The 20,966-nt window shown below is 66.1% G+C and carries 19 protein-coding genes; 7 read left to right on the top strand and 12 right to left on the bottom strand.

Annotated elements, in window-relative coordinates; translation table 11 throughout:
• Position 1 precedes the first annotated feature (1 nt).
• On the top strand, positions 2-1,555 hold the full coding sequence (locus BMW90_RS10120) for an ABC transporter substrate-binding protein (RefSeq protein ID WP_048533500.1): 1,554 nt from the start codon (positions 2-4) through the stop codon (positions 1,553-1,555).
• 164 nt (positions 1,556-1,719) lie between these two features.
• Here the strand turns inward: BMW90_RS10120 and hslU are convergent, their stop codons facing one another.
• The 11 genes from hslU to regB all read right to left on the bottom strand — a co-directional run bounded on the left by hslU (position 1,720) and on the right by regB (position 15,872).
• Positions 1,720-3,027, bottom strand: coding sequence for an ATP-dependent protease ATPase subunit HslU (gene hslU / locus BMW90_RS10115; protein WP_048533499.1), 1,308 nt, complete (start codon positions 3,025-3,027; stop codon positions 1,720-1,722).
• Positions 3,024-3,338 carry a hypothetical protein gene (locus BMW90_RS10110; RefSeq protein ID WP_074836474.1) on the bottom strand — a complete coding sequence of 105 codons (315 nt, stop codon included), beginning with the start codon at positions 3,336-3,338 and terminating at the stop codon, positions 3,024-3,026. Before BMW90_RS10110 ends, hslU begins: the two co-directional genes overlap by 4 nt.
• A complete protein-coding gene (hslV, locus tag BMW90_RS10105) occupies positions 3,335-3,889 on the bottom strand; it encodes an ATP-dependent protease subunit HslV (protein ID WP_048533497.1) in 555 nt (184 codons plus the stop codon). The genes BMW90_RS10110 and hslV overlap by 4 nt, the downstream gene beginning before the upstream one ends.
• Positions 3,890-4,030: 141 nt before the next feature.
• Positions 4,031-4,354: a thioredoxin gene (gene trxA / locus BMW90_RS10100; protein WP_048533496.1), complete on the bottom strand. Its 324-nt coding sequence runs from the start codon at positions 4,352-4,354 to the stop codon at positions 4,031-4,033.
• Between the two features lie 66 nt (positions 4,355-4,420).
• A complete protein-coding gene (gene addA, locus BMW90_RS10095) occupies positions 4,421-7,768 on the bottom strand; it encodes a double-strand break repair helicase AddA (protein ID WP_074836473.1) in 3,348 nt (1,115 codons plus the stop codon).
• The gene (addB, locus tag BMW90_RS10090; RefSeq protein ID WP_074836472.1) at positions 7,765-10,686 is read right to left on the bottom strand and encodes a double-strand break repair protein AddB; all 2,922 of its coding nucleotides are present in this window, start codon (positions 10,684-10,686) and stop codon (positions 7,765-7,767) included. The genes addA and addB overlap by 4 nt, the downstream gene beginning before the upstream one ends.
• The gene (locus tag BMW90_RS10085) at positions 10,679-11,362 is read right to left on the bottom strand and encodes a nucleotidyltransferase family protein (RefSeq protein ID WP_074836471.1); all 684 of its coding nucleotides are present in this window, start codon (positions 11,360-11,362) and stop codon (positions 10,679-10,681) included. Before BMW90_RS10085 ends, addB begins: the two co-directional genes overlap by 8 nt.
• Positions 11,359-12,318, bottom strand: coding sequence for an aminoglycoside phosphotransferase family protein (locus BMW90_RS10080; protein WP_074836470.1), 960 nt, complete (start codon positions 12,316-12,318; stop codon positions 11,359-11,361). The genes BMW90_RS10085 and BMW90_RS10080 overlap by 4 nt, the downstream gene beginning before the upstream one ends.
• Positions 12,315-12,791, bottom strand: a complete 477-nt coding sequence (gene tsaE, locus BMW90_RS10075; protein ID WP_074836469.1) for a tRNA (adenosine(37)-N6)-threonylcarbamoyltransferase complex ATPase subunit type 1 TsaE — start codon at positions 12,789-12,791, stop codon at positions 12,315-12,317. Before tsaE ends, BMW90_RS10080 begins: the two co-directional genes overlap by 4 nt.
• A gap of 60 nt (positions 12,792-12,851) precedes the next feature.
• Positions 12,852-14,402 carry a PAS-domain containing protein gene (locus BMW90_RS10070; protein ID WP_074836468.1) on the bottom strand — a complete coding sequence of 517 codons (1,551 nt, stop codon included), beginning with the start codon at positions 14,400-14,402 and terminating at the stop codon, positions 12,852-12,854.
• Between the two features lie 72 nt (positions 14,403-14,474).
• A complete protein-coding gene (gene regB, locus BMW90_RS10065) occupies positions 14,475-15,872 on the bottom strand; it encodes a sensor histidine kinase RegB (RefSeq protein ID WP_074836467.1) in 1,398 nt (465 codons plus the stop codon).
• A gap of 90 nt (positions 15,873-15,962) precedes the next feature.
• Here regB and BMW90_RS10060 point away from each other — a divergent pair, with 90 nt between their 5' ends.
• Positions 15,963-16,589, top strand: coding sequence for an SCO family protein (locus BMW90_RS10060; RefSeq protein WP_074836466.1), 627 nt, complete (start codon positions 15,963-15,965; stop codon positions 16,587-16,589).
• Between the two features lie 159 nt (positions 16,590-16,748).
• The gene (locus BMW90_RS10055) at positions 16,749-17,294 is read left to right on the top strand and encodes an ActR/PrrA/RegA family redox response regulator transcription factor (protein ID WP_139211333.1); all 546 of its coding nucleotides are present in this window, start codon (positions 16,749-16,751) and stop codon (positions 17,292-17,294) included.
• An 86-nt stretch (positions 17,295-17,380) separates the two neighbouring features.
• On the opposite strand, the gene BMW90_RS10050 is transcribed toward BMW90_RS10055, so the two are convergent.
• On the bottom strand, positions 17,381-17,977 hold the full coding sequence (locus BMW90_RS10050) for an HD domain-containing protein (RefSeq protein WP_048533487.1): 597 nt from the start codon (positions 17,975-17,977) through the stop codon (positions 17,381-17,383).
• Between the two features lie 187 nt (positions 17,978-18,164).
• On the opposite strand from BMW90_RS10050, the gene BMW90_RS10045 reads away from it, so the two are divergent.
• The 4 genes from BMW90_RS10045 to tnpA all read left to right on the top strand — a co-directional run.
• Positions 18,165-18,467, top strand: a complete 303-nt coding sequence (locus BMW90_RS10045) for a hypothetical protein (protein WP_074836464.1) — start codon at positions 18,165-18,167, stop codon at positions 18,465-18,467.
• 73 nt (positions 18,468-18,540) lie between these two features.
• Complete coding sequence (gene ahcY, locus BMW90_RS10040) at positions 18,541-19,929, top strand: adenosylhomocysteinase (protein ID WP_074836462.1); 1,389 nt, start codon at positions 18,541-18,543, stop codon at positions 19,927-19,929.
• A 200-nt stretch (positions 19,930-20,129) separates the two neighbouring features.
• Positions 20,130-20,471 carry a DUF2853 family protein gene (locus BMW90_RS10035; protein WP_048533484.1) on the top strand — a complete coding sequence of 114 codons (342 nt, stop codon included), beginning with the start codon at positions 20,130-20,132 and terminating at the stop codon, positions 20,469-20,471.
• 292 nt (positions 20,472-20,763) lie between these two features.
• Positions 20,764-20,966, top strand: a 203-nt coding sequence (gene tnpA / locus BMW90_RS10030; protein ID WP_139211311.1) for an IS200/IS605 family transposase, incomplete at its 3' end; no start/stop codon positions are given.

The following is a 20,966-nucleotide window of genomic DNA, read 5'->3' as shown; positions in this document are numbered from 1 at the left end:
AATGACAAGATTGACACGACGCGGGCTTCTGCGCACCGGTGCCGCTGCCGGTGTTCTGGCCGCCTCGGGCCTGCCGCTGAAGGCCCAGATGAAGCGTGGCGGACGGCTGCGCGCGGGCCTTGCCGGGGCCAATACCTCGGACAACTGGGATGCACGCACCCATACCGACGCCTTCATGCAGAACGCCTCTCAGGGGGCGGTGTTCGATGCGCTGACCGAAGTGGCCGCCGATGGCACGCTTGTGGGCGAACTGGCCGAAAGCTGGGAGGCCAGCCCCGACGCCAAGACCTGGACTTTCAACCTGCGCCAGGGCGTGACCTTCCACAACGGCAAGGCCTTTGGCGCCGACGACGTGATCGAATCGCTGCAAATGCACGTCGCCGAGGATTCGAAATCCGCCGCCAAGCCGATTGTCTCGGCGATCACCGAAATGAAGAAACTGGGCGAGCACCAGGTGCAGCTTGTGCTGGCGGCGGGCAATGCCGATCTGCCGTATCTGCTGTCGGATTATCACCTGATGATGTACCCGGCCGGCCAGATCGACGAGGCGATCTCCAAGGGTATCGGCACCGGCCTTTATCAGGTGGTCAGCTTCGATCCCGGCGTGCGGTTCGTCGGCAAGCGGGTCGACAGCCACTACAAAGGCGATGCCGCCGGTTTCTTCGACGAGATCGAGTTCATCGCGATCAACGATCCCACGGCGCGGATGAACGCGCTGCTGACCGGCCAGGTCGAGACGATCAACCGCGTCGACGTCAAGACCGAGGCGCTGCTCAATGCCAACCCGCTGGTCAGTATCCAGGAGGTGACCGGCAATCGGCATTTCACCTTCCCGATGCTCACCAATGTCGCGCCGTTCGATGACGTCAACGTGCGCCGCGCGCTCAAGCACGGCATCAACCGCCAGGAGATGGTCGACAAGATCCTGCTCGGCCACGGCAGCATCGCCTATGACACGCCGATCGGCCCCGCCAACCAGTATTACGCCGCCGATATGGAGCCGATCCCCTATGACCCCGACAAGGCCGCCTTTTATCTGAAAGAGGCCGGCATGGATCAGCTCAATATCGATCTGTCGGCCTCTTCGGCGGCCTTTGCCGGCGCGGTGGATGCCTCGCAGCTCTATCAATCCTCGGCGAAACCGGCGGGCATCAACATCAACGTCGTGCAGGAACCGGCGGATGGCTACTGGTCGAACGTCTGGCTGAAGAAACCCTTCAGCGCCGCCTTCTGGTCGGGTCGCGCCACCGAGGACTGGATGTTCTCTTCCGCCTACGAGGACGGCGTGCCGTGGAACGACAGCCAATGGGGCACCGAGGACAGCGAGCGCTTCCAGGAACTGCTGGTGACGGCGCGCGCCGAACTCGACAGCGACAAGCGCCGCGAAATGTACACCGAGATGCAGATGATCCTGCGCGACGACGGCGGGGTGATCATCCCGATGTTCGCCAACTGGGTGCAGGCGGTGTCGAACAAGCTGTCGGTGCCGGGCACGGTGGGCAACCTCTGGGGCATGGACAACGCAAGGATGGCCGAGCGCTGGGCAATGGCCTGAGAGGTGTGAAGCGCCCGCCCGCGGGTTTCGCGGGCGGGGTCTCGGCCCCTCCGGCCGGGCATTGTCCCCGCCGCGCATCGCCGGACCGCAGCCCCGGAGATGCGCGGCTCATCTTGAGGCCGCGCACCCGCGCCCCGGGCCTGACCCGGGGCCTCACGCCCTGATCATAGCACGTAGCGGCTCACATCGGTCGAACGGGTCAGCTCGCCGAGGTTCTTCTCGACAAAGTCCGCATCCACCGTCACCGACTGCCCGGCGCGGTCGGGCGCATGGAAGCTCAGCTCTTCGAACACCCGCTCCATCACCGTGTAGAGCCGCCGCGCGCCGATGTTCTCGACGCTGTCGTTGACCTCGAAGGCGATCTTCGCGAGCTGCGCGATACCCTCTTCGGTGAAATCCACCGCCACCTCTTCGGTGCCCATCAGCGCCGTATACTGCCGCGTCAGCGCATTGTCGGTCTCGGTCAGGATGCGGACGAAATCGTCTTCGGTCAGCGCCCGCAGGTTGACCCGGATCGGCAGACGGCCCTGCAATTCCGGCAGCAAATCCGAAGGCTTGGCGATGTGGAAGGCGCCGGAGGCGATAAAGAGGATGTGGTCGGTCTTGACCGCACCATGTTTGGTGCTGACGGTGGTGCCCTCGATCAGCGGCAGCAGGTCGCGCTGCACGCCTTCGCGGCTGACATCGCCGCCGCGCGCGTCCTTGCGGGCGCAGACCTTGTCGATCTCGTCGAGAAAGACGATGCCGTTCTGTTCCACCGCTTCCAGCGCCGCCTTGTTGACCGTCTCGTCGTCGAGCAGCTTGTCGGCCTCTTCGGAAATCAGCACGTCATAGCTCTCGCGTACGCTCATCCGCTTGCGCACGGTCCGGCCGCCAAAGGCCTTGCCGAAGATATCGCCGAGGTTCATCATCCCCATCTGGCTGCCGGGCTGGCCGGGGATGTCCATCATGCCCATCGGGTTGGAATGGTCGGTCAGCTCCAGCTCGATCATCGTGTCGTCGAGCAGCCCGTCCTTGAGCTTCTTGCGGAACATGTCGCGGGTGCCTTCGCGGGCGTCCTCGCCGGCGATTGCAGCGATTACCCGGTCCTCGGCGGCCTGATGCGCCTTGGCCTTGACGTCCTCGCGCATCCAGTCGCGGGTCTGGATGATGGCGGCATCGACGAGATCGCGGATGATCTGCTCGACGTCGCGGCCGACGTACCCCACTTCGGTGAATTTGGTGGCCTCGACCTTGATGAAGGGCGCCTTGGCCAGCTTGGCGAGGCGGCGGGAGATCTCGGTCTTGCCGACGCCGGTGGGGCCGATCATCAGGATGTTCTTGGGATAGACTTCGTCGCGCAGGTCATCGGCCAGCTGCTTGCGCCGCCAGCGGTTGCGCAGCGCCACGGCCACGGCGCGTTTGGCATCGGCCTGACCGATGATGAACCGGTCGAGTTCCGAGACGATTTCGCGGGGAGTGAGGTCTGTCATGTTGTTGGGTCGTCGAGGATCCAGGCCTCGACCTCCTGATTGTTTTCTTCGATCAATCCGCCGCGCGCGCCAATCTCGATCAGCAAGGTGCGGCAGTCTTCTGCTTCCATTCCGGTTTCAAGGCAAAGCCGCGAAATCGTGCGCCATCCTGTCGGGGCGACCTTTCGGTCCTTCAGCATGGCTTCCAGCCGCGTCCGCCGGGGTTTGGCCCAGGTCTTGCAGTGTTTCCAGTCCCGGTATTCCTGAAGAAGGATGGGGCCGATTACACCGCCGACAAGACCGCCAAGAATTGCGGCAAGAAGCTCGGTCATGCCGAAATCGTCTCCACCGTCAGGTTGCCATTGGTATAGACGCAGATGTCGGCGGCGATTGCCATCGCCTTGCGCGCCACCTCTTCCGCCGAAAGGTCGGTCTCGATCAGCCCGCGTGCCGCCGCCAGGGCGTAGTTGCCGCCCGATCCGATGGCGGTAACGTCATGCTCGGGCTCGAGCACATCGCCGGCGCCGGTGATCACGAACATCTGGGCACCGTCCGAGACGATCAGCATCGCTTCGAGCTTTTGCAGGTATTTGTCGGTGCGCCAGTCCTTGGCCAGCTCGACACAGCCGCGCGCCAACTGGCCCGGCGTGCTCTCCAGCTTGGCCTCGAGCCGTTCGAGCAGCGTGAAGGCATCGGCGGTCGAGCCGGCAAAGCCGCAGACCACATCCGAGCCGCCGGGGCTGATGCGGCGCACCTTGCGGGCGGTGCCCTTGATCACGGTCTGGCCAAGGCTGACCTGTCCGTCGCCGGCAATCACCACCTGGCCGCCCTTCTTGACGCCAATGATCGTCGTGCCGTGCCAGCCGGGGAATTCTTCGCTCATGGGGCCTCCTGGGGGGCTTGCTTCGGGTTTCGGCCTATATGGAACCCGGGGACAGCCCATGCAAGGGGCCGGGCCGGTCGCGCCCCATGCAAAAGGGCCGCCGGATGGGCGACCCTTTCACGTGCGAACCTGGGGCTGATCTCAGCCGATGTTCTCTTCGATCCAGCCTTGCAGCGCGGCCTTGGGCGCGGCGCCGGTCTTGTTGGACACCGGCTCGCCGCCCTTGAAGATGAACAGGGCGGGAATGCCGCGAATGCCCAGCTTGGCAGCGGTGTCGGGGTTGCTGTCGACGTCGACCTTGGCGATCTTCACCTTGCCGTCGTACTGCGCCGAAAGCTCCTCGAGCGCCGGGCCGATCTGTTTACAGGGGCCGCACCACTCGGCCCAGAAATCCACCACGACGGGGATGTCGGAATTGCGGACTTCGGCGTCGAATGTCTCGTCGGTTACGGCAACGGTGGCCATGGGCTTTCTCCTGATGAGTCGTATGGGTCGCTTGGAGGGCGAAAGTAAGTACGCCCCCCGGTGGCGTCAAGGCGATGTAGTGCGCGCCAGCGCGGCCGTCACAAGATCGTGTGGCAGGGTCATCAGCGCGGCCGACCGGGTCCAGAGAATGGCGGTTTCGATTTCGTGCTTTGGATAGAGATGCTTAAGCATTTCGGCATAAGCGCCCATCTGCCGCAGCAGCGCCTCCGGCGTGGCGTCGGGGCGGTCGGGCACGGTGGCGTTGGTCTTGAAATCCACCGCCAGAACGCGGGTCTCGTCCAGGATCAGCCGGTCGATCACCCCATGCATCCGGCCGAGCCCGGGCACATCGGCGCTCACCGCCACCTCGGACAGGGTGCCGGGGGCAAAGAGCGCGGCCAGACCGGGGTTCGCCAGAACCGCGCAGGCCTCGTCATGCGCCAGGGCGCGCAGCGCGTCCCCGGGCCGCCGGTCGCGGGCGGCCTCGGGCAGATCGGACAGCCGTTCGAGCGCCAGATGCACCAGCGTGCCGTGGCGCTTTGCCGCCTCTTCGTCCTGGCCCAGCATGCCCGCCAGCGCATGGGCGCCGCCGAGATCGGAGGGCGCGCGGGTTTCTGCTGGCGCAGGCAGCGCCGCGGCCGGGCAGGTGGCCCAGGCCGGCAGGACAACGGCGGCAGGGTCTTCCGGCGGCTCGGGCACTGCGGCGACGCGCGGCCAGTCGCCACTTTCATACCGCAGCCCTGCGCCAAAGGCGAAGGTCTGCGGTGCGGCATTGGCGGCGCTCATCGCCGTTTCGACGCCGGCGTACCAGCTCTCGCCATCCTTGCCGAGATCGCCCGCCGCCGCCACGATCAGCCAGGTTTCCGCCCGGGTCATCGCCACATACAACAGCCGGTCGCGTTCCTGCCTTTGCCGCTCCTTGGCCGCTTCCAGCGCGTTCGACATGGCGCGGGGGCAGTCGGTGGCGGCGCTTTTCCACACCGCCGTTTCGCCCATCGGCAGCAGGGCGTCGCGCAGCTGCACGGTCCGCTTGGCGGTGTCCGGCAGGATCACGATTGGCGCTTCCAGCCCCTTGGAGCCATGCACCGTCATCACCCGGATGCGGTCGCCGGCGGCGTCCATCTGGCGCTTGATCTCGAGATCGTCGGTCTCCATCCAGATCAGGAAGCCGGTGAGGCTGGGGATCTCGGTCTTCTCGTAGGCCAGCGCCTGGCTGAGCAGAGCGTTGATGCCATCCTCGGCCTCGGTGCCGAGCCGCGCCAGCAGCTTCTGCCGGCCGTCATGCCGCGTCAGGATGCGCTCGATCAGATCATACGGCCGCATGAAATCGGCGGCGTTCTGAAGATCGGTGAGCATTGCCCAGAGTTCGGGGAAGTCCGCCTGCCGCGCCGCCAGCTCGCGCCAGAGGTATTTCTGTTCGCGGCCCTGGGCCAGCTGGTAAAGCTGCCCCTCGTCCCAGCCGCCCAACGGCGATTTCAGCACCGTGGCGAGGCTCAGATCGTCCTCCGGCAGTGCCAGCCAGTTCAGGAGCGCCGCCAGATCGCGCACGGCCAGCTCGGCCCCGACCTTGAGCCGGTCGGCCCCGGCAATCGGCAGCGCCTCTTCCTTGCAGGCGCGGATGATCTCGGCAAAGAGATCCGAGCGGCGTTGAACCAGGATCAGGAAGTCGCCCGGGGTCACGGTGCGCCCGGCCCAGCCATGCGGCTCCTTTTTCCACGGGATCGGGGTGTTTTCGGCAAGCATCCGTTTGATCTCGCCGGCAATCCTTCGGGCGAGGGTGACATTGTGGTGGGTGTCGGCGGGCAGGTCGACGGGATCGTCCCAGTCGCCCTGTTCGGCATCGCTGGATTTTTCGACCAGCGGCCAGAGATCGACCCGCCCGCCCATGTCGGATTTGAACGCGCGGTGGGTTTCCTCGCGCGAAAAGCCCGAGCGGGCGCGGGCTTCGAACAGGGTATCGACCAGCCGCAGGATCGCCTCGGCCGAGCGGAAGGAAAATTGCAGCGTGGTGTCCTGCAACGGTTGATCGGCGGCGCGCAGGCGGGTGGCGAATTCGGCCTTCATCCGGTCGAACTCGGCTGGATCGGCGCCCTGGAAGGAATAGATCGATTGCTTCTTGTCGCCGACCACAAATATCGTGCGCGGCGTCTCGGCCCGGGCGCCTTCGCCGCTGGTGAACTCGCGTGCCAGCTCTTCGATCACCCGCCATTGCACCGGGCTGGTGTCCTGAGCCTCGTCGACGAGGATGTGATCGATGCCGCCATCAAGCCGGTAGAGCACCCATTGCGCCACCTTGCGATCGGTCAGAAGCGCCAGCGTCTTGTGGATCAGGTCGTCGAAGTCGAGCCAGCCGCGGGCCAGCTTGGCGGCTTCGTAGCGCGGCAGGAATTCGGCGGCAAAGGCTTGCAGGGCCTGGGTTTTCCCGACCGCCGCCAGGGCGCAACGGGCATCGCGCGCCGCCTCGACCCGGCGCATCAGGTCTTCGAGCCGGTCCATGACGTCGGCCAGCGCGCCCTCGCGCGGCCCCTTGGTGGGAAAGCCGCCGATCTTGGCGCTGTAGGGCCCGGCCTTGGCGCTGGCACCATTGAGTAGCACGCCCTCCAGCACCGCCAGCGCGCCCAGGTCGGGCGCGGTGATCGTCCGCAGTTTCGCCGCCGCCTTCTGATCGTTGGCGCCGCTGCCGGCCAGAACATCCGCGATCTGATGCAGCATCTCGAGCTCGCCGCCCAGAAAGACCTGATCCAGCAGCCAGTCCTCGCCAGCCGTCTCCGGCAGGCCGAAAAGCGCATGCAACTCGGTCCGCGGCAGGCGCCGGAACAGCAATTGCCGGTGGCGCACCACCTCGGTGGTGATCTCGGCGAAATCGGCGGCGGTGAGATGCGCGGCCAGCGCCTCGACCGTTCCGGCGGCCGCGCCGTCGGCCATCTCGTCGACGATCTCGGCCTGGAGCAGCGCGGCGGCGCGGTCCTCCATCTCCTTGAATTGCGGCGAAACCCCGGCCTCGAGCGGAAACCGTCGCAGGATGGCGGCGCAGAACGAGTGGATGGTCTGGATCTTGAGCCCGCCCGGCGTTTCGATGGCGCGGGCAAACAGCGTGCGGGCGCGGCGCAGCGCATCCTCGGAAATATGCCCCTCGATCCCCAGATCGTGCAGCGCGTGATGCAGCGCCGCGTCGTCCTTCATCGCCCAGTCACCCAGGCGCTGGAACAGCCGGTTCTGCATCTCGCTGGCGGCGGCCTTGGTGTAGGTCAGGCAGAGGATGTGTTCGGGCAGCACGCCCTGCAACAACAGCCGCGCCACCCGGTCGGTGAGCACCCGGGTCTTGCCCGAGCCGGCATTGGCGGCCAGCCAGGTGGAACGGTCGGGGTGCGCCGCCTCGATCTGGCGCTGGGTGGCCTCGTCGCGTTGGGTCATGGCACGGGCCTCGCATCGGGCAGGTCGGTCAGCTCCCATTCGCCAAAGCGCGCAAGCTGGTCGTAATCGCCGACGTCACCGGCCTTTTGCATGGCGCGGCGCGCGGTAAAGCCCTGGATCTCGTCCATGTAGCGCGCGATCAGCGTCTCGAACTGTGCCCAGACGGCGGCGGGCGGCGCCTCGGCCAGCGGCGCCTCGCGGTTTTCCGGGCTGGAGCCGAGGCCGAGATAGACCGCGCGCGCGACCTGTGCCGGCGCCAGCCCCTCGAAGCCGCCGGCCTCGGCCACCGCCGCCTCGAGCAGCAGTTGCTTGTCGAAATGTTTCTGTTCGGCCGGGCCGGGGGGCTTGCCGGTCTTGTAATCATAGAGCAGCAGCCGCCCGTCCTCGCGCGCCCGATCGATGCGGTCGGCCTCGCAGGTCAGACGGAAGCCCAGGCGCGGAATGTCGCGGCCGCCCTTGACTTCGAAGCGGATCGGCAGCGCCTCGGCCTGCCTTTCGGTCTCGTCCGCGATGAAGCCATCGGCCACCCGCGCCATTCGCGCCTGCCACATCGCCCGCGCCGAAGGCCAGGGCACCTGCGCGCCCAGAATCTGGGCGGTGGTCGCCAAAAGCTCGGCCCGGCTGAGCCTGTCCGGGTGTTTCACGCTGGCGTCGACGAAATCTTCCAGCACCTTGTGCGCGATGATACCGCGCAACAGCGCGTCGGGCGCCTTGGCCAGACTGTCGAGCGGGCGCAGGCGCAGCACATGTTTAGCATAGATCGCATAGGGATCGCGGATCAGCCGCTTGATCTCGGTCACCGAGAGCTGTTTCGGTCGCGCCTCGGCGGGCGGCTTCGGCGAGGGGCGCGTCGCCGGGGCGGCGGGGGTGACCTTTTCGACGGCATGGGCCAGCGCCAGCCACGACTGGCCGCGCGCCTGCATGCCGGCATGGGCCTCGCGCCCGGTATTGCCCAGCCCGCGCAGCAGGTTGGTCAGCCGGTTGAGCCAGCGCGAGGGCACGGTTTCGGCATCGTCAGAGCGTACCGCGCGGGTTAGCCAGACCTCGCGTGCGCCGACCGCCTGTTGGAAATCATGCGCTGAAAGGCCGATCCGCCGCTCGGGCAGCAAGAGCCCCGCCTTGTCGCGCAGCACCCGGTTGAGCCAGGGGTCGGGCGTTGGCGGCTCCGGCCAGGAGCCTTCGTTCAGCCCGCCGAGGATCAGCAGATCCGCGCCCATGACGCGGGCCTCGAGCGTGCCCCAGATACGGATATGCGGATGGCCGAGGTCGCGGTCGCGCTGTTCCTCGCGCCCGAGCACCGCGCCGAAGAGATCGACGTAATCGCGCGCCGAGAGCGTGCCGCCATGCGGCGCGGCCTCTTCCAGCTTGCGCACCAGTGCCAGGGTCTCGATGCCGGCGACCTGCACCCAGAGATTGCCGGCGCCGTCGCGCGTGTTCCCCGCCGCCAGCGCTTCGGCCAGCGTACGGTGTCGCGCCAGCCACTCGGTGAGCGGCAGCGGCCCCCGCCCGTCCTGCCCGCAGAGCCGCACCAGCCAGGCGCCCCAGTCCGGCGCCTTGCGGTCCTCGGCAAAGCGCGTGAGCATCGCCGCATCGGGGAAGGGCGGGCCATGGCGGCGCAGGTGCAGCTCCAGATCGCGGGTCAGCCGCAGGTGATCGTTGCGGCCGTCGCCGGAATGGCAGAGCGGGTGTTTCAAGAGCGTCAGCAGCGCCGGCGCATCCAGCGGCGCGGCGAATAGCGCCGCCACATGCCGCAGGAACCGGCCCGGCGCGGTCAGTTGCAGCGGGATGCCGGCGCTGTCGTCGGGGATGATGCCCCAGCGGTCGAGCGTGGCGGAGACCTGCCGGGTAAGCTGACGGTCGGGGGTGATCAGCGCGGCGCTCTGGCCGGTTTCGGCGGCCTGACGCAGACGCAGCGCGATGGTCAGCGCCTCCTCCCGCCGGCTTTGCGCCTCGATCAGGGTGACATCCGCGCAGGCACGGTCCAGCTCGCTGAGCTTCGGGCCTTCGGCAAGCCAGGCGTCGGTAACCGGGGCCGGGCGAAGTGCCAGGGAAATCAGCCGGTTGCGTGGCGGGCAGGGGGCGGCGACCCGGTGCCAGTGGTGCACATCCTCGGGGCCACGCTCCAGCGCGCGCATCAGCTTGGCAAAGCGGTATTGCGGGTGGTCTTCGGAGACCAGCGCCTGGTCCAGCGCCGCCCAATTGGCCGGTTTCATGTCGAAATCGAAGCCCGGCAACACCAGCGCGCCCTGCGGCAGATGCGCCACCGCCCGCATCAGCGCCGAGGCCGCCCCGCGCGAGCCGGTCGAGCCGGCGAGGATCACCGGATGCTCCGGCGGATCGCTCTGCCAATGCTGCGCCAGCGCCTCGGAGATCATCCGCAGCCGCGCGGTGCCATCCGGCGCGTCGGTCTCGGGATCGAAGAATTGCTGCACGATCGCCAGGAAATCGCGGGCGCGCTGCCAGTGGCCGGATTGGTCGGTGACGTCGAGCGCCTCGATATCGGCGGGGGTCACGCCTTCGCCCTGCATCTCGTCCATCAGCCCGGCCAGCGAGTCCGCCAGATCAAAGAGCGCGGCGCGCGGGGCCATGTCGGGCTGAGCCTCGAGCAGGCCGGAGACCAGCTGCACCAGCTCCAGCCGGCGTTGCAGCGGCGCGACCGGTTCGGGGATCTCGGCAGTCCAGGGCGGCTCGACCTCGGAAAGCACGCGAATTCGGGGCAGGATGCGGGGCGGGCCGGCATCAAAGATCGCGCGGATGCGGCGGCGCATGCGCTCGGTGTTGACGATCAGCTCGACCCGCGCCAGCGCCTCTGGCGGCTGGCCCTGGCACCGCGCCAGAAGCCCATCCACCAGCGCCTGGGGAAAATCCACCCCGGGGGGCAGGCCAAAGACGCGGGGGGCGGCGAGGCGCTCAAACATAGGCCAGCATGTCCTCTGCGATTTCAATGGCATCGGGGTGGCCGACGTCGCACCAGTCGCCCCGGTAGGCAAGGCCGTACATCCGCCCCGCCGCGAGCATCGGCCGCCAGAGATCCCACATCGAGAACACCCGCGCCTCGATCTGCGCCAGCCCCTCGGTCTTGATGATCTGCACCCCGGAATAGACCGCACCGGGGCCGCGGCTGAGCCGGCCGTCGTCGCCGATCAGGAAATCGCCCTTGCCCTTGTGGCCATGCACCTGTGCCCGGGGCACGCAGAGCAGGAGCGCGTCCATCCGCTCTGCATTCCACGCAGCGCAAAGCGCATGCAGCGGATTGGGGCCACGCCAGACCGCATCGGTGTTGAGAGTAAAGACCGGCCCCGCGCCGAGCAGCGGCAACGCCTGTTTCAGCCCGCCGCCGGTTTCCAGCACCTGCGGCGCCTCATGTGAAATCGCCACCCCCGAGCCGTTCAGATGCGCCGCCAGCATGTCGCTGCGATAATGCGCATTGGCGACCACCCGGGGCAGGCCCAGCGGCGTCACCAGCTCGAGCGCATGGTCAATCAGCGTGCGCCCCGCCACCTTGACCAGCGGTTTTGGCCGGTTGTCGGTCAGCGGCCGCATCCGCGTGCCCAGACCGGCGGCAAAGAGCAGGGCGGCCTCGGGCTGGCTCATGCCGGCACCACGGGGCTGGGCAGCGGGGCGAGGGCCTCGCGGATCGGCGCCAGGGCGGGATGCGCCATGTCGGCCTGAAGATGGCGCCAGACGCGGGGTTGCAGGGCCAGGTATTGCGGTTTGTGGCGGGTCGCCGCAAGGCGGGAAAAGATGCCCAGTATCCGCAGGTTGCGCTGGGCGCCCAGCAGAGCATAGGCGGCGCGGAACTTGGCGCTGTCGGCGCCGGTGCGGGCGATGAAAAAGGCGATGATCTCCTCCTCGGTTCCGGGCGAGACGTCGCGGCGGGCGTCTTGCAGCATAGATACAAGATCATAGGCCGGATGGGTGGCGAATGCGTCCTGAAAATCCAGCAGCCCGACCTGGCGGTCGCCTTTCCGGTCGGACAGAAAGACCATGTTCTCGGCGTGGAAATCGCGCAGGGCGAGCACCGCCGGCTGCGCGGCCACCGGGCGCAGCGCCTCGGCAAAGGCCGCCTGCACCGCCGGCAGCTGGCCGGACTGTCCGGGCGCATAGAAGTCGAAGGCCGGGGCGATCATGGCCGCCAGGGCTTCGGCCGTCATCGGGGTCAGGCCGCCCGGCAGCGGTTTGCCGTGCAGCCGGGCCAGAAGCGCGGCCGCGGACCGGTAGAGCGGCAGCTCGCGTGCGGGGTCGTCGGCCATGACCCGGGTGAACAGCGCGTCGCCGAAATCCTCGAGCAGCAGGAAGCCGGCCTCTTGATCCTCGGCCCAGAGCGCGGGGGCGGAAAAGCCGTAGTGATAGAGATGCTCGCGGATCGCGAGAAAGGGCTGCACCGGTCCGCAGGTGGCGGGATCGGCGTCCATCAGGATGAGGCTGCCGGTGTCGCCGGATATCCGTTCGTAGCGCCGGGCCGAGGCGTCGCCGGCCAGCGCGCGGCGCGTCCAGCCCGCCCGCCCGGCTCGCGCGAGGAAGTGCAACAGCGCCTCTTCACGGCTCATGCGGCGAGCGCTCCGGGCAGGTCATCCCAGCGTGGCGCGCTCCAGCTCAGGGTCAGGATGCGGGAATTTTCGGCCTGGCCGGGCTCGAATTTCAGGTGCAGCGCATTGGCCGGGATCAGCGGGCCCAGCCGGTCCGGCCATTCCACCAGGCAGATCGCCGCCTCGAAGGCCTCGGTCAGACCCAGTTCCTCGACCTCTGAGACATCGCCCAGCCGGTAGAGATCGCTATGCCAGATCTCGCAGCCCTGGGTCTCGTAGGTCTGAACCAGGGTAAAGGTCGGCGAGGGCACGTCTTCGGGCAGCGGCAGGCGGCTCTGGATCAGGCAGCGCGAGAAATGCGTCTTGCCGGCGCCGATGCCGCCTTCGAGCAGGAGCACGTCGCCCGCCATCAGCCGCGCCCCCAGCCTGGCGGCAAAGCGGCAGGTGGCCTCCGGCGAGGTCAGGCACAGGGTCAGCATCTGCGTGGCGTTCATGGCCGGACATTACCGCGCACGTCGCCCCGTGCAACCCATGAAACCTCAGATTGTGGCCGATCATCGGCCGACCGGCAACCGGTCGCTCGTTTCCGGCGCGTCGGGCGACAGGCTGGGGCGGGTGAAGGAGACCAGCGTCGCCCCGCCGGACAGCGGTTCGGCGCAGAAGACCAGCCGGCCCTGTTGCTGGTGCAGCACCTCGGCCCTGCGCGGCACCCTTTCGCCGAAGGAGGTGACAAAGCCCTGCAACCCCTCCCACGCCGGGCAGGCCACGCATTCCGATTGCCAGATGCGCAGCACGTCGGGCACCGTGGTTTCGGCAAAGCTGCTGTCGGGATCAAAACGCCACATCTGGCGAAAGGCTTCGTTTGAAAAGGTCAGGATGCCAAGCTGAGAGAATACCGCCAGCGCCTTTTCCTGACGGTCAAGCACCGCGTGGCTGGTTTCCAGCTCGGCCCGGAACCGCCGGGTGAGCGAGATCTCGGCGCTGATATCCTCGAACAGAAAGGCGATGGCGCCGTCGGGATGCGGTTTGCCGGTGATCCGGTAGGTCAGCCCCGAGGGCAGGTTCCAGGTCTTGGAATAGCGGCCGTCGCGGGCGGCGGCGATCAGCGCGCCGATCTTGTCGCGCCAGCTGGCATAATTTTTCGGCTCCGGCATGATCTGGTGTTCGCGCAGATAGTCGAAGAACGCCGCCAGGCTGGGCTTGGCGGTAAGAAAGTCCACCGGCATCGACGTCAGATCGAGCAGCGCCGGATTGAACAGCGCCAGCCGCTGGTTACGGTCGAAAATCGCCAGCCCGGTCGAAAGATGGGCAAAGGTTTTGCTCAGGGTCTGGACGAAATTGCGCTGCGCTTGCTCGGCATGCACCACGGCGTCGATATTGCTGGCATAAGACAGCAACCCGCCGGGCGTCTTGCGGCTGGTGACCGCAAACCAGTTGGTGGCCGCGCCTTCGCCCGGTTGCAGCGGCACGCGCAGCGGGGCCTCGGGCGGGCCATCCTCGGGAAGGGCAAACAGCGGCTCGTCGCCGGGTTGCGTGGCGCCGGCCTGCGCGGCGAGGCGGCTGTAGGCGTGGTTGTGCCAGCTCACCCGGCCAGCGTCGTCGACCAGCCAGATCGGCGTCGGCGCCTCGGCCACCGCATTGCGCAGAAAGCGCAATTCGTTGGCCCGATCAAAGGAAATCTGCCGGTCGAACTCCTCGGGCGCATTGTCGAGCAGGGAGACGTGCACCCGGTCGCCGACCCGGGAAAACACCAGCCGCCCGCCATCGTCCTGCGCCAGCGCGGCATAGGTGCGGCGGCGCTCGGCCATGGCGGCAAAGACATCGCCGGGCCGGTCGGGCAGATCGCCAAAGCGGGCGCGAAACACCGCGCGCAGATCCTGCCAATGGTCGCCGGCGTCCGATCCGGCCTGCTGGGCCAGCACCGAGGCCGGTCCGGTGGCATCCACAAGTTCGGTGTCGCAAAACACGAAGCAGGTCCGGTCGTCGGCCGGGGTGTTCAGGGAAACAGGACCGGCGCGGCGCAGGGCCACCGCCGTCAGCAGTGTCCCGAGCAGGCTGCCGAAGAGCAGCACCGTGATTTCGGGGATGGTCAGGTCGACAGGCATCGAATCTCTCCCTCGCCTCACCATCGGACGCCAGGGTTAACAATGTCTTAAGTGGTCTTGCTGCCCCGCCGGTCAGATCTCGATCGGCCGGTTCTCTCCCAACGGCTCCGATCCTGCGCCCAACTGGGCGTCAAGCTTGCTGCGGGGCCAGATCACCTCGACCACGGCGCCGCATTTTTCGCCCGCCGCACCGCGCGGCTCATAGGGATCGGAGGCATTGGCAAAGCTCAGTTCGGCGCCGGAGCGTTCCAGCAGAGTCTTGGCGATGAACAGCCCCAGACCCATGCCTTCGTACCCCGGCCGGCGCTTCCTGTCGGCCTCGGCGCGCCGCCGCCGGACAAAAGGATCGCCGATCCGGCCCAGCAGTTGCGGCGGATAGCCGGCGCCGTCATCGACGATGCGCACCGAGATCAGGTCATCGGTCCACATGGTATCGATCCAGACCGTCCCGCGCGAGAAATCGACGGCGTTCTGCACTAGATTGCGCAACCCGTGGATGATCTCGGGTTTGCGGCTGACGGTGGGTACGGTGAATTCGCCGCCCGGGCCCGGCGCATGTTCATAGTGAATCGTCTTGCCGCGTTCCTCATGCGGCTCGGCGGCCTCGCGGATCAGTTCCGACAGCGGCGCGCGACGAAGCTGAATGTCCTCCTTGCCGGCGCGGCCCATCGACCGCAGGATATCGCGGCAGCGGTCGGCCTGGGCGCGGATCAGCAGCGCATCTTCCTTCAGGTCGGGGCGGTCGTCCAGCTCTTCGGCGATTTCGGCGCTGGCCAGCTTGATCGTCGCCAGCGGCGTGCCCAGCTCATGCGCGGCGGCGGCCACCACGCCGGCCAGATCGGTCAGCTTCTGTTCGCGCGCCAGCGCCATCTGGGTGGCGGTCACGGCGTCGGACATGGTGTGCAGCTCGCTGGTGACCCGGCGGGAATAGACCGAGAGAAAGATCAGCGCGATCACCATGGCCAGCCATTTGCCAAAGACGAAGATGTTGGGTGTGCGCAGCAGAAAGCCCTCTTCGGTTCGCAGCGGCAGGTGATAGACGGCCAGCAACGAGACCATGAGGATGGCGGTGGCGGCGATGAAGATCGTCGGCCGGGTGTTCAGAACCGCCGCCGAGATCAGCACCGGACCGAGCATCAGGATGGCAAAGGGATTGTGCAGCCCGCCGGTGAGAAACAGCAGGAACGCCAGCTGCAACAGGTCAAACAGGCCCATCAACATGTTCTCGGTCGAGCTCAGGCGCTTGTTTTCCGGAAAGATCGCGATCGCCACGAGGTTGCCCACCACCGACAGGCCGATGGCGAAATAACACAGCCCGATCTCGAGCGAGAGGTTGAACCAGCGCTGGGCGACGATCAGGGCGGTGAGCTGACCGAAGATGGCGGCCCAGCGCAGCATGATCATGGTCCGCAGGCGGACCCAGTTGCCTCTGCGGTGCTCGGTCAGGAAGTCCGATCCCAAATCCGTCATCTGCTACGTTTTGCCCCTTGATCCCCAACCCGAGATTGATACGTCTCCCGCGAGTTTCGATCAATCATCATCATGTTACAGGAGAAGCCGATGGGCCGCATCGCCGCCTTGTTTGCCGGAGTAGCCGTGATCGCATTTGGCGGCGTCGTGGGGTACAAGTATTTTCAGGGCGACGCGTCGGGCGATCCGTTCGCCCAGTGCCGCAGCACGGCCGTGGCCGGCGGCACCGATGCCATCGGCGGGCCCTTCACCCTGATCAACAGCGCCGGCGCGTCGGTCACCGACGCCGATGTGATCACCGAACCCTCGATCCTCTATTTCGGCTATACCTTCTGCCCCGATGTCTGCCCGCTGGATTTCGCCCGCAACGCGCAGGCGGTCGATCTGCTGGCCGCGCAGGGCCACAGCGCCACGCCGGTCTTCATCACCGTCGATCCCGAGCGCGACACCCCCGAAGTTGTAGGCGATTTCGCCTATAACAACCATGAAAAGGCCATCGGCCTGACCGGGACGCAAGAACAGGTGCAGGTGGCCAGCCGGGCCTATCGCACCTATTACAAGGCACAGGACAAGAGCGACGAATATTACCTCGTCGATCATTCGACCTTTTCCTACCTGGTGCTGCCCGAGCATGGCTTTGTCGAGTACTTCCGCCGCGACATCTCGCCGGAAGACATGGCGGCGCGCACGGCCTGTTTCATCGAGGCGGCCGGGTGAGCGGGAACCCGGCTGTGACCACGGTGCAGAACTTTCGTGCATTAACTTGCCAGCTGCTACCTTTTGCGCCGGTTTGCAGGTTTGACACGACCGGGGACACTCTCAATAATCGCGTGAAACGGTGAGCAACCGATCGGGAGGAGCGACGATTTGGCCGAAATGACGGGGCACGAACTGGGCGAAGACAAATCGCTTTTGCTGGTCGACGATGACGAACCCTTTCTGCGGCGGCTGGCCAAGGCGATGGAAAAGCGGGGGTTCGATGTCGAGACCGCCGGATCGGTCGCCGCCGGCCGCGCCATTGCCACCGCCCGGCCGCCCGCCTTTGCCGTTGTCGACCTGCGGCTCGACGATGGCAACGGGCTCGATGTCGTCGAAGTGCTGCGCGAACGCCGGCCCGACAGCCGGGTCGTGGTGCTGACCGGCTATGGCGCGATTGCCACCGCCGTGGCGGCGGTCAAGATCGGTGCCACCGATTATCTCTCGAAACCCGCGGATGCCACCGATATCACCAATGCGCTGCTGGCCAAGGGCGACGACCTGCCGCCGCCACCGGAAAACCCGATGTCGGCCGACCGGGTGCGCTGGGAGCATATCCAGCGGGTCTACGAGCTTTGCGACCGCAACGTGTCCGAGACCGCGCGGCGGCTCAACATGCATCGCCGGACCTTGCAGCGGATCCTGGCGAAACGCTCGCCAAAATAGCCGCGGGCGCGCCCGGGACCGGCGCCGGAGTGAGGGGGCACCCCCTCACACTTCCCGCGGTGTCTTCGAACGGAAGAAGCCGGGGATCAGCAGAGTTGCAGCAGCGCCGCGTGTCGGGCGGTGAAATCGTCGCGCACCTCGCGCGGGGGGCGCAGGGTGATCGACAGGCCCTCGATCAGGGTCTTGTCGGGGCGGCCAAAGAAACCGTTGGCCTCTTTTTCGGTGAACCCGGCGATCTGGGTGGCTTCCATCCAGGCGCTGACGCGGTCGGCGCGCTTGATCTGTTTCTTGACGCTGACCGGCAGGGCAGCGGGCAGGCCGAAACGGATGTGGATGGCGGCGGTGAGCCGGCTGTCGAGCTCGCCGTAGCTGGCGCCGACGGCGGCCTTGACCGGCGAGATCATGTCCCCGATCACATATTCCGGCGCATCATGCAGCAGCGCGGCAAGCTGCCAGCGGATCGGCGCGCGCGGGTTCATTCGGCGGAACAGCGCCTCGACCAGCAGCGAATGTTCGGCCACGGTATAGGCGAAATCGCCCATGGTCTGGCCGTTCCAACGGGCGACAAAAGCCAGGCCATGGGCGATATCCTCGATTTCGATGTCCATCGGCGTCGGATCGAGCAGGTCGAGCCGGCGGCCAGAGAGCATTCTTTGCCATGCGCGCGGGGGTTTGGGGGGCATCTGGTGTCTCCGTTCGGGCATCGGTCCTAGCCCGGTTGCGGCTGCGCTGCAAATCCAAACCCACGGCCGAGCACGAGATCGTCACCCGGTGTTAATGGAACCAAAGGGCCGGAGTGCGCATTTGTATACCAGAGAACCCCGGGCCTGCGTGCCGGCTTGCATGAGGCCCCGACCAAGGAGAAGCCCCATGTTCAAACGTCTTTTTACCGCCTCGCTGGTTTTTGGCGCCGTCGCCCTCGGCCCGCCTGCCCTGGCGCAATCGACCTGTATGCCGCGCGACAATCTGGTCGATTCGCTGAACAGCAAATTCTCGGAAACGCTCGCCGGTGGCGGCTTGCAGACCGAGCAGCGTCTGACCGAAGTCTGGCGCTCGGCCGATTCCGGCACTTTTACCATCATAATGACCCGCCCCGATGGCATCTCTTGCGTGCTGGCCGCCGGTCAGAACTGGCACGACAGCGCAGCCGTCCCGGCCGGCGTTTCTGGCTGACACCCCTCACCTTGCCCAGAGAGGGCACCGGTGCTATTTGCCGTCCGACGCTATTACCGCAAGGACCGCAGATATGACCAGTGACTTCAAGGTACGAGATATTTCGCTCGCCGACTACGGTCGCAAAGAGCTGGATATCGCCGAGACCGAAATGCCCGGGCTGATGGCCCTGCGCGAAGAATATGGTGCGGCCAAGCCGCTGAAAGGCGCCCGCATCGTCGGCTCGCTGCACATGACGATCCAGACCGCCGTGCTGATCGAGACGCTGGTGGACCTGGGCGCCGATGTGCGCTGGGCCTCTTGCAACATCTTCTCGACCCAGGACCATGCCGCCGCGGCCATCGCCAAGGCCGGCGTGCCGGTCTTTGCCGTCAAGGGCCAGTCGCTGGAAGAGCACTGGGATTACCTCGACAAGTCCTTTGCCTTCCCCGATGGCGCCAACATGATCCTCGACGATGGCGGCGACGCCACGCTCTATGTGCTCCTGGGCGCGCGGGCCGAGGCCGGCGAGGATATCCTCGCGGTGCCGGGCTCGGAAGAGGAAGAGGTGATCAAGGCGCAGATCCAAAAGCGCATGAAGGAAAGCCCCGGCTGGTTCACCAAGACCCGCGACGCGATCAAGGGTGTTTCGGAAGAAACCACCACCGGCGTCCACCGGCTCTATGATCTGCACAAGAAGGGCCAGCTGCCTTTCCCGGCGATCAACGTCAACGACTCTGTCACCAAGTCGAAATTCGACAACAAGTACGGCTGCAAGGAATCGCTGGTCGACGGCATCCGCCGCGCCACCGACACGATGATGGCCGGCAAGGTCGCCGTGGTCTGCGGCTATGGCGACGTCGGCAAGGGCTCGGCCGCCTCGCTGCGCGGTGCTGGCGCCCGGGTCAAGGTGACCGAGGTCGACCCGATCTGCGCGCTGCAGGCGGCAATGGACGGCTTTGAAGTGGTTGTGCTGGAAGACGTGGTTCAGTCAGCGGACATCTTCATCACCACCACCGGCAACAAGGACGTGATCCGCATCGAGCACATGCGCGAGATGAAGAACATGGCCATCGTCGGCAACATCGGCCACTTCGACAATGAAATCCAGGTGGCGAGCCTGAAGAACCACAAGTGGACCAATATCAAGGAACAGGTGGACATGATCGAGATGCCCTCGGGCAACAAGATCATTCTGCTCTCCGAAGGTCGTCTCTTGAACCTCGGCAATGCCACCGGTCACCCGTCCTTCGTGATGTCGGCGTCCTTCACCAACCAGGTGCTGGCGCAGATCGAGCTCTGGACCAAGGGCGAGCAATACGGCAACCAGGTCTACATTCTGCCCAAGCATCTGGATGAGAAGGTGGCCAAGCTGCACCTCGCCAAGATCGGCGCCAAGCTGACCGAGCTGGCGCCCGAGCAGGCGGCCTATATCGGCGTGACGCCGGAAGGCCCGTTCAAGCCGGAACATTACCGCTATTGAGCCACAGCGCGCTCCCTCGGACCCCGGGGGAGCGCGCCCTTCTGCCGCCATCGGGCGGCCCGCTGCGGCATCTGTGCCACGCGCTCCCCGAAGGGGGAAATCCCCACCCATATTAACCGTTGCCAGACCGCTTTGAGTGTCTGATGCTGCGCGGGGCCAAGCCAGAGCCCGGATGTACGGGACAAAAAGGGGAGACACTCATGGGAAAACGCGACGATCTTATTGCGCAATATGCGGATGATCTTCGGACGAAATGCGGGACCGAGCCGGATATGGATCTGTTGCGCAAAGTGACCATCGGATGCGGCCCGGCGATCTACAACGCCGATGCATCGACGGTCGCGGGCACGCAGCCCGAGGAGTTGCAGACCGTCAAAGACAATTTCCTGGTCAAGAAGCTGGGCCTTGGCGACGGGCCGGAGCTGATGGATGCAATCACTTCGGTGATCGAGACCTATGGCCGCTCCGAGCGCAACAAATACCGCGCGGTGGTCTATTATCTCCTGACTAAGCACTTTGGCAAGGAATCGGTCTACGGTTGAGCCAAACCGATTTGACGAATATTCGGAGAGGCGTTTCGCAAGGAAGCGCCTTTTTCATTTCCGGTTGTCGAAAAAAACCGGCAATGCCGGGGCTTGGTGGCGAAAGGGCAAGGCCGCGCCGGATGCCCTTGTTTTGTTGACCCGTCTGGCGGATGGACGGAGAACATTTACTATCCATTGAATGGAACGAAGCCACCGGCTTCCAGCCGGTCCGCTTCAGCTGACGAATGAGGGCTCCCCCGGGATTTGAGACCGCCCGAAGGGTGAAGTCTCAAATCCCGGGGGAGCCCTCATGAGCTATTCTACAGCCAGCCATACCACATTTTACCATCGGTATCACGTCGTCTGGGCCACGAAATATCGGTTCAAGGTTCTGCAAGGCACGATGCGGGAACGTCTTCGCGAGATCATCCGCCAAACCTGCGCAGAACTCGACGTGCACATCGTCAAGGGCGTCGTGGCGCGTGACCATGTCCACATGTTCATCAGTGTGCC

Origin of the sequence: Marinovum algicola, from assembly GCF_900109145.1 — a bacterium.
Taxonomy (GTDB): Bacteria; Pseudomonadota; Alphaproteobacteria; order Rhodobacterales; family Rhodobacteraceae; genus Marinovum; species Marinovum algicola.
Note: the sequence above shows the minus strand (reverse complement) of the source record. Positions and strands in the feature narration are given on the sequence as shown.

Coding starts and splice junctions, on each gene's coding strand:
- addB (WP_074836472.1), bottom strand. CDS start 10,686: ATGTTTGAGCGCCTCGCCGCCCCCCGCGTCTTTGGCCTGCCCCCCGGG.
- ahcY (WP_074836462.1), top strand. CDS start 18,541: ATGACCAGTGACTTCAAGGTACGAGATATTTCGCTCGCCGACTACGGT.
- BMW90_RS10060 (WP_074836466.1), top strand. CDS start 15,963: ATGGGCCGCATCGCCGCCTTGTTTGCCGGAGTAGCCGTGATCGCATTT.
- BMW90_RS10035 (WP_048533484.1), top strand. CDS start 20,130: ATGGGAAAACGCGACGATCTTATTGCGCAATATGCGGATGATCTTCGG.
- BMW90_RS10055 (WP_139211333.1), top strand. CDS start 16,749: ATGACGGGGCACGAACTGGGCGAAGACAAATCGCTTTTGCTGGTCGAC.
- hslU (WP_048533499.1), bottom strand. CDS start 3,027: ATGACAGACCTCACTCCCCGCGAAATCGTCTCGGAACTCGACCGGTTC.
- BMW90_RS10045 (WP_074836464.1), top strand. CDS start 18,165: ATGTTCAAACGTCTTTTTACCGCCTCGCTGGTTTTTGGCGCCGTCGCC.
- BMW90_RS10050 (WP_048533487.1), bottom strand. CDS start 17,977: ATGCCCCCCAAACCCCCGCGCGCATGGCAAAGAATGCTCTCTGGCCGC.
- hslV (WP_048533497.1), bottom strand. CDS start 3,889: ATGAGCGAAGAATTCCCCGGCTGGCACGGCACGACGATCATTGGCGTC.
- BMW90_RS10110 (WP_074836474.1), bottom strand. CDS start 3,338: ATGACCGAGCTTCTTGCCGCAATTCTTGGCGGTCTTGTCGGCGGTGTA.
- trxA (WP_048533496.1), bottom strand. CDS start 4,354: ATGGCCACCGTTGCCGTAACCGACGAGACATTCGACGCCGAAGTCCGC.
- addA (WP_074836473.1), bottom strand. CDS start 7,768: ATGACCCAACGCGACGAGGCCACCCAGCGCCAGATCGAGGCGGCGCAC.
- regB (WP_074836467.1), bottom strand. CDS start 15,872: ATGACGGATTTGGGATCGGACTTCCTGACCGAGCACCGCAGAGGCAAC.
- BMW90_RS10080 (WP_074836470.1), bottom strand. CDS start 12,318: ATGAGCCGTGAAGAGGCGCTGTTGCACTTCCTCGCGCGAGCCGGGCGG.
- BMW90_RS10070 (WP_074836468.1), bottom strand. CDS start 14,402: ATGCCTGTCGACCTGACCATCCCCGAAATCACGGTGCTGCTCTTCGGC.
- BMW90_RS10085 (WP_074836471.1), bottom strand. CDS start 11,362: ATGAGCCAGCCCGAGGCCGCCCTGCTCTTTGCCGCCGGTCTGGGCACG.
- tsaE (WP_074836469.1), bottom strand. CDS start 12,791: ATGAACGCCACGCAGATGCTGACCCTGTGCCTGACCTCGCCGGAGGCC.
- BMW90_RS10120 (WP_048533500.1), top strand. CDS start 2: ATGACAAGATTGACACGACGCGGGCTTCTGCGCACCGGTGCCGCTGCC.